At 25.2% G+C, this 10094-nt stretch carries 9 protein-coding genes; 4 read left to right on the forward strand and 5 right to left on the reverse strand.

All coding sequences use genetic code 11. The features are described from left to right. Positions 1-40: 40 nt before the first annotated feature. Genes AWT63_RS02020 through AWT63_RS02035 form a run of 4 tightly spaced genes read right to left on the reverse strand, consistent with a single transcriptional unit; the run spans position 41 to position 4265 of the window. Positions 41-967, reverse strand: a complete 927-nt coding sequence (locus tag AWT63_RS02020; protein ID WP_068268006.1) for a manganese-dependent inorganic pyrophosphatase — start codon at positions 965-967, stop codon at positions 41-43. 37 nt (positions 968-1004) lie between these two features. Continuing rightward, on the reverse strand, positions 1005-1751 hold the full coding sequence (locus AWT63_RS02025) for a diacylglycerol kinase (protein WP_068268008.1): 747 nt from the start codon (positions 1749-1751) through the stop codon (positions 1005-1007). After that, entirely contained in the window at positions 1735-2193 is a 459-nt protein-coding gene (gene ybeY, locus AWT63_RS02030) for an rRNA maturation RNase YbeY (RefSeq protein ID WP_068268009.1), read from the reverse strand. Before ybeY ends, AWT63_RS02025 begins: the two co-directional genes overlap by 17 nt. 23 nt (positions 2194-2216) lie before the next feature. Beyond that, positions 2217-4265, reverse strand: a complete 2049-nt coding sequence (locus AWT63_RS02035) for an HD family phosphohydrolase (RefSeq protein ID WP_068268011.1) — start codon at positions 4263-4265, stop codon at positions 2217-2219. 121 nt (positions 4266-4386) lie between these two features. Between AWT63_RS02035 and AWT63_RS02040 the strand changes: the two genes are divergently transcribed. From AWT63_RS02040 to AWT63_RS02055, 4 genes are read left to right on the forward strand one after another with little or no spacing between them, the layout of a single operon-like run. Then, positions 4387-6510: an ATP-dependent helicase gene (locus tag AWT63_RS02040; protein WP_068268012.1), complete on the forward strand. Its 2124-nt coding sequence runs from the start codon at positions 4387-4389 to the stop codon at positions 6508-6510. A 28-nt stretch (positions 6511-6538) separates the two neighbouring features. Further along, positions 6539-7096 (forward strand): hypothetical protein, encoded by a 558-nt coding sequence (locus AWT63_RS02045; RefSeq protein WP_068268014.1) that lies wholly within the window; start codon positions 6539-6541, stop codon positions 7094-7096. 58 nt (positions 7097-7154) lie between these two features. After that, positions 7155-7433 carry an HPr family phosphocarrier protein gene (locus AWT63_RS02050; RefSeq protein ID WP_068268016.1) on the forward strand — a complete coding sequence of 93 codons (279 nt, stop codon included), beginning with the start codon at positions 7155-7157 and terminating at the stop codon, positions 7431-7433. A gap of 17 nt (positions 7434-7450) precedes the next feature. Continuing rightward, positions 7451-8980 carry a S1 RNA-binding domain-containing protein gene (locus AWT63_RS02055; RefSeq protein WP_068268020.1) on the forward strand — a complete coding sequence of 510 codons (1530 nt, stop codon included), beginning with the start codon at positions 7451-7453 and terminating at the stop codon, positions 8978-8980. Between the two features lie 55 nt (positions 8981-9035). On the opposite strand, the gene AWT63_RS02060 is transcribed toward AWT63_RS02055, so the two are convergent. Beyond that, on the reverse strand, positions 9036-9740 hold the full coding sequence (locus tag AWT63_RS02060; RefSeq protein ID WP_068268022.1) for a hypothetical protein: 705 nt from the start codon (positions 9738-9740) through the stop codon (positions 9036-9038). Positions 9741-10094 lie beyond the last annotated feature (354 nt).

Below are 10094 nucleotides of genomic sequence, written 5' to 3' on the forward strand. Positions count from 1 at the left end.
CAAGGACTTTTTTTATTTTTCTAAAATATTTTTATTTTTTCTAATTACTTGCTGCTTTTGTTAAAGGCGGTACAATCTGTTTTTTTCTTGATACAATCCCTTTAAGCTCTATTTCGTTATCTAAAGATTTGCCAAATGCATTTTCTAATATATCTATTCTGTTTCCACTTATAATCCCTTTTGAATCATTAGTTAATATATTAGTTATAACAAACATAAATCCTTCAAGATTTAATTCTTTTATCATATTTTCAATTTCTAATAAAAATTTTTCTTTTTTAGTTACCATATCATTTTCATTTACTGTATTAACTTGTGCTATTCCAAATCTTCCTTTATCTAATTCAAATATCTTCATATCCATATTTAAAATTTCTTTTTCAGTTTTTTGACTAAGATTTGTACCTGCTTTAAGTAATTCCATTCCATATTCTCTTAATTCTACTCCTGCAATAGGTGCTAGATATTTACAAGCTTCTACGTCATTTTGAGTACAAGTTGGTGATTTAAAAAGTAGCGTATCTGATACAATTGCACTTAACATCATTCCAGCCATTTCTTTACTTGGCGTTATATTTTTTTCTTGATACATTTCACAAACTATTGTTGATGTACAACCATAAGGTTCAACTCTAGCTTTTAGTGGTTCGTCTGTTTTAAAATTTGCTATTCTATGATGGTCTATTAATTCTAATACTTTTGCTTCTTCAAATCCGTCAGCAGTTTGTGTTCTTTCATTATGATCTATTAAAATTATTTTTCTTCCTGAAACGTTTGAAACATACTCTGGTGAAGTTACTCCAAAATATTCAAGTGCATATTTTGTTTCTTCATTTAATTCACCAATTCTTACAGGAACTGATATTTGATTTTTAACTAACATATTTCTTAAATTTGCATATGCAATTGACGTACATATTGCATCAGAATCCGGATTTTTATGCCCGTATACTAAAACTTCTTCCATTTTTACTTTATTCCTCCCATGAATTTATCATATTTTATTATATGTATATATTACCTATTATAAATAATACTTTTAATATTACATAAGTTACTCCAAAGCCTAAAAATGCTCCGACAACAACTTCATTAAAAGTATGAATACCTGTTTTTACTCTACTTTGACATACAAGTAAAGCCAGTAACAAAGATAAAAGAACTATTTTTGTATCTCCAGTTATATATGTAATGATTGTAACAATTGAAAATGATATTGTTGCATGACCACTTGGCATACCTCCTTCTAAAGAGGTTCCTTTTTTTATTACAGCTTTTAGTGTTACTACCAATATAGAAAGTAGTGCTAATATTAAAACTGTTATATTTGATATTCTGCCTGTTAGCTTTATGAATTGATGTCCTGTTGCTATAACTTTTGTAATTTTATCAAAAAATACTATATATCCAACAAATAGAGACAACACAGCACTTACCATAACTGCTCCTGCTGCTGCATCTTTTGCAAATTTTGCATTTTCATTATATTCTTTTGTTACTAAATCAACTGTCCGTTCTATTGCTGTATTAATAATCTCACAAATAAGAACAATTGAAACAGTTATCATTAACATTAAAAGTTCATATCTATTTATGTCAAATATAAGGGAAAGTATTATTACAATTATTGCAATAACTATATGAACTTTCATATGACTTTCACTTTTTATAGTTTGTATAATTCCATTAATAGAATTATTAAAACTATTTATAATTTTTTTATCACGATTTTTTCTATCTTTTGTACTCATACGCACTCAAATATCTTTCTTCTTTTTCTCTCATTACCGCTTTTTCATCATCTTCAATATGATCATGCCCTAATATATGTAACATTCCATGTGTTAATAAATAATAAAATTCTCTTTTATCTGAATGACCAAATTCTTTAGCTTGTTCTTTTACTTTATCAATTGAGATTATTATATCTCCAATAATTTCAACCGGTCCTATATTTTCTGTTTCATTATATGCAAAAGATATTACATCTGTCGGTTTATCCATACCTCTGTATTCTTTATTAATTTCATGTATTACTTTATTATTCGTAACCATAAATGAAACATAAAAATCTTTTTCATTAAAATTTTCTTTTTCATTTTTTAAAATATACTCAATGTATTCTTTTATTTTTTCTTCTTCAAAATATTCTTCAACTTCATTTATGTCATAAGTTATATCTATTTCTACCATTATTTTTCCTTTTTTATTTTTAATTATTTTTTAGAATTAATTTTGGGATATTGTATTCTTTCATGATAAATTGCTTTAAGAACTACTAAAAATGCCTCTATAATTTTTTCTATGTCTGCCAAATTAATATCACAATTAGACAATTGATTATCATCTATTTTATATTTGACCAAATATCTTATGGTATTTTCAATACCTTCTCTACTTTTATCTTTAGATGCTCTAACCGCTGCTTCAACAGTATCTGCAAGCATTACTATTGCAGACTCTTTTGTACTAGGTTTAGGCCCAACATATCTAAAATCAACTTCACTAACGTTTTCTCCTATTTCAACCGCTTTATAATAAAAGTATTGAACCATAGTTGTTCCATGGTGTTCAACGATAATATTTAGTATTTCTTCCGGTAAACCATGTTGCTTACCAAGTATATATCCATCTTTTGGGTGCGAAGTCAAAATTAAAGCACTAAGAGATGGTTTTAATTCATTATGTAAGTTTTCCAAACCACCTTGATTTTCAACAAAGTAAAGTGGCCTTTTCATTTTACCTATATCGTGATAATATGCTCCAACTCTTGCAAGTATTGGGTTAGCACCTATTACTTCTGCTGCTTGCTCAGCTAATGCCCCTACCATTATACTATGATGAAATGTTCCAGGAGCAGTTAAAAGTAATTGTTTTAATAAACTTGATGAATAATCTCCCAACTCCAATAACTTAATATCTGTTAAAATAGAAAAAGTATTTTCAAAATATGGTAATATTCCAAGACAAATCATTCCTGTAAAAAATCCTGAAATTAGTGAAAATACAACAAAAATTGTTATATAACTAATCCCATAATTATATATTACTCCATATAAAACTGAAAAAATTGCCTGCATTACTCCTATTTTAAATCCATTTTTTACAAGTTCCAATCTATTTGTAAGCTTTTCATTTGTAATTATTGCAATTATTGATATCACAATAAGTATAATAAACCACTCCAAATTTGGAACAATAGTAAGCGATGCCAATATTGATATAGATAATGAAAACATTTTTTCTTTTGTTAATATACTTGCAACTATAGGCAAGCTCGCAAATGGAATGATAAATAACATTAACTCATCAAAATCTAGTATCCAATATAATACATTAATTATTATAAACGTAATAAACGTTGGATAAAATCCTTTAGAATTTATTCCTTTTTTTAGATAAGTTTCACCGCCTATATAATATAGTATAGAAAGAACTGATAAAAATAAGAATGTGAAAGATATTCTTAATATCTTATTATGATTATTTACAAGTCCTAATTGTTCTAATTGATCATACGTTGATTGAGTTATTATATCACCTTTTTTAGCGATAATATCTCCCTTACTAATTTTTATTTTGTTATTTTTTAATGCGTTTATATTCTCTTTAATTTTTTCTCTAGTTTTTTCTTCATTTATTATTAAGTTAGGTTCAATATAATTTCTAAGTAAGTTTTTTTCGTAAGATTCCAACACAATTTGTTTTTTTGATAATATTTTATTAAAATCCGTTTTTCTTACTATTCCTTCTTCATATAAACCAGTTAAAATTTCAGTTAGGTAAATATAATAATTAAGATCACCATTTATACCGATTTTTTTTATATCTGATTCACTGATATTTAATTTATTTTTTTCAATAAATTTAGTTATAGAATTTTCATTTTTTAAATCAAGCTTTGATAATTCTTGTAATAATTCAGAAAATTTCTTTACTTTTTCAGTACCTACTTCTATTTTTCTATCAAATTCAGGACTGGTATTTTTTTCTATTTTTTCTTGTATATCTATGTTTAAAATATCTTTTTCATAAACTACAGTTTTATACGCTATTATATCTTGTTCTACTTTGTTACCTACAATATATTCTGTGGAGTTTCTATGAATTAAACTTAAGATAACAAAAAATAAGAACGTAAGTAGTAAAAACATTGTTCTATAGCTATATTTATCCATAGTTGAATTATCTTTAGCTAATTTTAAATTCACATTTACATTTTTTATACTTATCTCAATTTTTCTCCCAAAAAAATTAATTTTCATATTTATACCTCAATTTATTATTTGTTTAATTATACCATACCAAAAAAAATTAAAAAAGATGTATTTTATAATTTATTTGTATGGTATAATGATTTAAAATATAATTAGGAGTACACATAAAATGAACATATTGGAAAATCTTAATCCAGAACAAAGAAAAGCGGCACAAAAGATTGAAGGTCCGTCATTAATTTTAGCAGGAGCTGGAAGTGGAAAAACTAGAACTGTAACATATAAAATAGCATATATGATTAAAACTTTAGGAATAAATCCAGATAACATTTTAGCACTTACTTTTACTAATAAAGCTGCAAATGAAATGAAACAAAGGGTAATGGAATTAGTCGGAGAAAATTCTTTTAATATGACTATTTCAACATTTCACTCTTTTGCTGTAAAACTTCTTAGAAAATATGCAAATGCTATTGGTTTTTCTAATTCATTTAACATTTATGATACTGATGATAGCAAATCAGTGATAAAAAGAATAATGAAAGAATTTAATATAGATGAAGGAATCACTCCAGTAAAATATTTAAGTAAGATTTCTAAACTAAAAGAATCTGAAATATTATATGACAAATTGGAAAATGAACTTGATTTATCAATAAAATCAAATAGAATTTTTTATGATATATATAAAACGTACCAAGAAACTTTATTAAAAAATAATTGTATGGATTTTTCAGATATTTTAATAAATGGGAAAAAAATACTATCTATACCTGAAATATTAAATAAAGTTCAAGAACAATATAAATACATATTAGTAGATGAATATCAAGATACTAATAATATTCAATATAATATAGTCAAATTAATTGCCAATAAATATAGAAATATATGTGTTGTTGGAGATGAAGATCAAAGTATATATTCATTTAGAGGAGCTGATATTTCAAATATTTTAAATTTTGAAAAAGATTATAAAGATGCTTTAGTAATTAAACTTGAACAAAATTATAGATCAACACAAAATATACTTAATCTTGCAAATTCAGTTATAAAAAATAACACAAGTTCAAAAGGTAAAAAATTATGGTCTAATAATAATGCAGGAAATAAAATAAAAGTTTTCAGTGCTGAAAATCCATATGATGAAGCTAATTTTATAGCCGGTATAATTAGAAACTCTAGCAAAAAATTTAAAGATTTTACTATTTTATATAGAACTAATTTTCAATCAAGAATATTAGAACAAGAATTAACAAGATATAGTATCCCTTGTAAAATATTTGGAGGTCTATCTTTTTATCAAAGAAAAGAAATTAAAGACTTACTTTCTTATTTAACTTTTATTATAAATCCTATGGACGAAGTTAATTTTGAAAGATGTATAACAAATCCAAAAAGAAAAATTGGAGAAAAAACTATACAAAAAATAAAAAGTATTTCAGTAGAACATAATACTGATTTAATGTCTGCTATGTTATACGAAAATAACAGTAAAATTAAAGATTTTTACAATACAATGTTAGAATGTGTAAATTTTTCAAAAGAAAATTCAGTAAGTGAACTATTACAATTTATAATAGACAAAATTTCATATTTTGATTACTTAAAACAAAATGAATCAAGCGATGAAAGAATAAAAAATATTGAAGAATTAGTAAATGCTATTATTGAAATTGAACACGACATTCCTGATTTAACTTTAGAAGAATATTTAACATCTATTTCTTTATCTAATTCTTCAGATAATATAAATGATGAAAATTATGTAAAACTTATGACTATTCATAGTTCAAAAGGTCTTGAATTTGACACTGTTTTCATATCAGGTTTTGAAACAGGTATATTCCCTTCAAATAGTACCTTAGATAATATTACTGAACTTGAAGAAGAAAGAAGACTTTGTTATGTAGCAATTACACGTGCAAAAAATGATATATACATAACGTATACAAAAAGTCGTATGCTAAACGGTATAACACAATACAACGTTATCCCTTCTATATTTTTAAGGGAAATGGATAATTCATATTTAAATTTTTTAAACAGTACAAATGAAATTAAAATTAGAGAAAGTGTAGATGAAAAAGTCAAAACAACAACTACTTTTGAAAATTTCAATCCATTTAAGTTTAAAAATAGCACTAAATACAGTATAGGTCAAAAAGTAGTTCATACTTTGTTTGGTGGAGGTGTTATAAAACAAATAGATGAGAAAAGCTTGATTATTGATTTTATTGCAGGTCAAAAAAAGATTTCATTAGCATTAGCTGATAAATTTTTAAAAAAATAATCTAAAATACAGAAAAGGAGTACAGAAGATGAAAAAATTTTTATTACTTATCATTTTAAATTTAGGTTTAATATCGTTTGCATTAAAATTTAATGACACAAAATATTGGTATGATTTAAAATATTTACCAGAACTCACCGAATACTTAAATCCTGGAGATGTAATAATTCTTACACCTAGTCCCGGAATAGTTAAAACTGGGCATGCTTTAATGGTAAATAAAGAAAAAAAATTTATTGATTTTCCTGATCTATATATTGGATATAGAGAAACTATTCCTGAAGCTTTAGTAGATCCACAAAGAAAATTCGCAGTATTTAGATATAAGTATATGACAGAAGAAATGTCAAATAAAATGTTTGATTATATTTATAAAAATTATTTAAATAATCAATATATGCTTACGTTTAAAACTGGAAAACATGATTATACATATTGCACCTTATTTGTGTATGATGTTTTTAATCATCATATAACAGACCCCGCAAAAAAAATACCGTTATTTGAACATTTTATCTTGCCTGTCGACTTTATCGGTTTTGGGGATATATTTGATATACTTAATTTTGATAACATTGTAAGATAATGATTTTCTTTGCAATTTTATATACAATAGTATATAATGTATTTCAAGGTGAATGATTATGAAAACTATGAATTTAACAATCAAGAACAAACAAGGTCTTCACGTAAGACCATCTACAAAATTTGTTGAAATAGCTGAAAATTTTCCCGGTACTATAACAGTAAAAACCGATACAAAAGAAGTAAATGGAAAAAATATTATGGAATTAATTTTTCTTGCACTTGATTTCGGAGATACATTTACAGTTATAGCCAATTCAGATGAAGAATCATCAGAAAATGCGATTTTAAATGAACTAAAACAATTAGTAGAGGTGCAAAAATTTTATGAAACTTAAACAAGGAGAATGAATATATGACTAATAATGTTGATTTTGAAAAACTTTTAGCAGATTATCTTCCATGTGAATTTAAATCTGGAACAGCAATTGAAGGTACTATTACAAGAAAAGAAATGGAATACTCTTACTTAGATATAAATAATAAACTAGAAGGAAGAATCAGATCATTTGAAATAGAAGATTTGAATGTAGGAGATACTATTGCTGTACAAGTTATAAAAACAGAAGATGACTACATTATTGTTTCAAAATTAGCCCTTGATAGAATAAAAGAATTTGACGGATACAATGTTGGAGATATTGTTACCGGTACAGTTCAAAAACAAATAAAAGGTGGATATAATGTTAAAATAAAAAGTTTAAATGCTTTTTTACCATTATCTCTTTCTGGTGCTAAAGACAAAGAAATAATAGGGAAAACATTTGATTTCTTAATAAAAGAAAAAACTAAAAAAGGTATTACAATATCTAGAACAGACTTAACAAAAAAAGAAATAAGTGATTTCTTAGAAACTATAAATCTAAATGATGTTGTAAAATGTACAATAAGCGAAATATTAGATTTTGGTGTAATAGTAAAATTAGGTCCTACAACAGGTCTTATACATATATCTGAGCTTACTTGGAACCAAATAAAAGATATAAGTGACATACTAAAAGTAGGTCAAGAAATTGAAGCTAAAATAATAGAAATTAATAAAGAAAAAGCTAAAATAAAATTAAGTATAAAGCAATTAACTGATAATCCTTGGTTTGCTACAAGGGAAAAATATCAGCTTGGAGAACTGAGAACAGGAACAATAAAAGAAATACTGGATTTTGGTTTAGTTATTTCTATTGATAATACTGAAGATGAAGGATTTATGCATATATCTGACATATCTTACAGAAAATATTTCAAATTAGATAAAACTTTTAAAATTGGAGATACAATTGAATTTGAAATACTTAACATTAATGATGAAAAACAAAGAATATCACTTAGTGCAAAAGCATTACTTGATAAAACTTGGGATACTATTACAGATAATTTAAATATAGGTGATATAGTTGAAGCTAAAGTAATATTTGCACAAGATTACGGAATGTTTGTAGAATTACCTAATAAATTGGAAGCATTTATTCGTAGAATAGACTATTCATGGACTAAAAATGAATTAACTGAATTTAATGAAGGAGAAAATATAAAATTTGTAATAACAAATATTGATGCTGATAACAAAAAAATTGCAGGTTCTATAAAAGCTCTTATTAAATCTCCTTGGAAAGAAGCAATAGAAACTTATAAAATAGGAAATATAGTAGAAGTTACAATTACTGATAAAATTGATAGTGGTTTATTAGTTGAACTTACTCCAAGATTCAAAGGACTTATTCCAACTAGAGAAATAGATAAAGATTATTCTATTTCTGATAAAGTAAAAGCTGTAATAATTGATGAAAATGAAAGCAAAAACTCAATCATATTATCAATAAGAAGAATAAAGGAAAATGAAGAAAAAAAAGAATTAGATAAACTAATGGAAAAATATGGAGTTAAATAATTAAACGGAGAAAATTCTCCGTTTTTTTTATAAAAAGTAAGAGCCTGTCCGACTCTTACCATTTAAATTCAAATCCTGTCTTAATATTTACGTCTGTTCTTTTATATTTATTATTTTCAAAACTTACCGGTACATTTATACTTGATGTCCATGATATTCCCTTTATTATGTTGTATTTTGCTGATAATTCTGGTGATAACACATTTTTTGCTTTTAACATATTACTTCCAAACAATTTCAAATCATCTAGTAATATATTATCAATCATTACATACTTAAGATCTAATTTATGATTTATTCCAACTCCCATAAAGAATTTATCTATAACTTTAAAATTGTATCCTAAGTGAATATCACTATTAACATTTAAACTTCTATATTGTAGATTTTCATTTACTACCCTTATTGTTACTTTATCTACAGGCTTTTTACCTTCTTCAACAGCTGATATAACTGGATCTTCACTAAATTTATCTAGCTTTCCACCTCTAGCCTGGATCATTTCCTGTATTTTTTTCTTTTTTTGATCGTTAGGTTGAGTATCATAAAATAATACTTCGTTTTCCTTATTAAATTTTTCTTTTAACTTAATGTATTCTTGATTTTGCTCTGTAGATTTTATTGCATAAACTTTTTTTATTATTGTTTCAGTATTTTTTTCATTACGTTCAGAAATATATCTAACATTGTCATACTCTAAATCAACATTTGTTCTTACATTAAATCCAACTTCATTATCATAGTCTAAATTAAAATACATTCTATACTTTTTATCAAATAATTTAGATATTTCATTTGTTTCTTTACTGTTAAAATAGTTATTAAGTCTTACAAAATATACTCCTGTATCACCGTTATGTTTTCTAAGCCAATCTAAAATACCTGCATTATAGCTTTTATCATATGCCCATGTTATCTCTGTATTTGAATTTGTTCTTTGTAGCGCTTTTATATCCTCTTCTTTAATTTTAAGATCATCACTAATTACACTTTTTGTCTTAACTATTGCATCACCACTTTTTGATGAAAATCCCGTTCTTATTGTTAAATTATCTGATATCTTCTCTACACTTACAAATGGTGTTAATCCTGTCTCTTATACTCCTCTCCGAGC

The sequence above is a fragment of the Caviibacter abscessus genome, from assembly GCF_001517835.1.
GTDB classification, from domain to species: Bacteria; Fusobacteriota; Fusobacteriia; order Fusobacteriales; family Leptotrichiaceae; genus Caviibacter; species Caviibacter abscessus.

Bases quoted from the DNA above. Each gene is read 5' to 3' on its own strand.
- AWT63_RS02020 (WP_068268006.1), bottom strand. From the start codon at position 967: ATGGAAGAAGTTTTAGTATACGGGCATAAAAATCCGGATTCTGATGCA.
- AWT63_RS02025 (WP_068268008.1), bottom strand. From the start codon at position 1,751: ATGAGTACAAAAGATAGAAAAAATCGTGATAAAAAAATTATAAATAGT.
- ybeY (WP_068268009.1), bottom strand. From the start codon at position 2,193: ATGGTAGAAATAGATATAACTTATGACATAAATGAAGTTGAAGAATAT.
- AWT63_RS02035 (WP_068268011.1), bottom strand. From the start codon at position 4,265: ATGAAAATTAATTTTTTTGGGAGAAAAATTGAGATAAGTATAAAAAAT.
- AWT63_RS02040 (WP_068268012.1), top strand. From the start codon at position 4,387: ATGAACATATTGGAAAATCTTAATCCAGAACAAAGAAAAGCGGCACAA.
- AWT63_RS02045 (WP_068268014.1), top strand. From the start codon at position 6,539: ATGAAAAAATTTTTATTACTTATCATTTTAAATTTAGGTTTAATATCG.
- AWT63_RS02050 (WP_068268016.1), top strand. From the start codon at position 7,155: ATGAAAACTATGAATTTAACAATCAAGAACAAACAAGGTCTTCACGTA.
- AWT63_RS02055 (WP_068268020.1), top strand. From the start codon at position 7,451: ATGACTAATAATGTTGATTTTGAAAAACTTTTAGCAGATTATCTTCCA.
- AWT63_RS02060 (WP_068268022.1), bottom strand. From the start codon at position 9,740: ATGTATTTTAATTTAGACTATGATAATGAAGTTGGATTTAATGTAAGA.